Below are 671 nucleotides of genomic sequence, written 5' to 3' on the forward strand. Positions count from 1 at the left end.
TCTCAGGAGCCTGCGCAGGCCGAAATCATGACGCCGGTCGGAGCTGTACACCCGGGTCCGGCTATCGAGCTCGTTGCCGCGGCCATTCGCGCGGCCCGAGACGGCAGGTTATTCGTCGCCCGCGAGACTGTCGAACGCCTCGAGCAAGGCATCAACGATCGCCTGACCAAGCGCCTGAGCGGTCTCGCCGATTTGGGCTTCGCTCCCGTTGCGGGCGGCTGTGGCGAGGTTCGAACCCTGATCGGTCAGGATCGCATTGGCCCGGTCGATCGCCCACTGCGCAAAATCGTCCCGGCTGTCGATGATCCTGGTGTCCGTCATGGAAGCGCGCTCCGGCGTTTACGAATTCTTTGGTCAATTCCAGTACGGTCAGGGTGCGCGATGGGTATTGCGTTCGCGCCAATTAAATCCTTGCGTCTCAGGCCTCGCTGAGCAAGCCGCTCCGCTTCGCACGGTCGAGAAGGTTCTTGACCGATGAGGGCGCCCATTTCGTCCCGCCGCGCGGCGTGCGCTCGTGTAATCTTTCCAGCTGGCTGGCGATTTCGCGCAGCGTGAGCTCGGGATTGGACGACTGGATCCCGGCAACCAGCGTCATCAGACGATCCTCGGGCAGGCGAGGTGGAGATTTCCTCAGAAGCGCCGCATCTGCCATCGCCTCGGCGACCATCCAT

1 protein-coding gene and 1 pseudogene are annotated in these 671 nt (G+C 63.2%); both read right to left on the reverse strand.

The window, feature by feature from the left end:
- Positions 1-108 precede the first annotated feature (108 nt).
- On the reverse strand, positions 109-321 hold the full coding sequence (locus EOA27_RS38995; protein WP_127259023.1) for a hypothetical protein: 213 nt from the start codon (positions 319-321) through the stop codon (positions 109-111).
- 97 nt (positions 322-418) lie between these two features.
- Positions 419-671 (reverse strand): annotated as a pseudogene (locus EOA27_RS39000) (recombinase family protein); the annotation flags it as partial.

Source organism: Mesorhizobium sp. M2A.F.Ca.ET.037.01.1.1 (assembly GCF_003998075.1).
Lineage (GTDB): Bacteria > Pseudomonadota > Alphaproteobacteria > Rhizobiales > Rhizobiaceae > Mesorhizobium.

Bases quoted from the DNA above. Each gene is read 5' to 3' on its own strand.
- EOA27_RS38995 (WP_127259023.1), bottom strand. From the start codon at position 321: ATGACGGACACCAGGATCATCGACAGCCGGGACGATTTTGCGCAGTGG.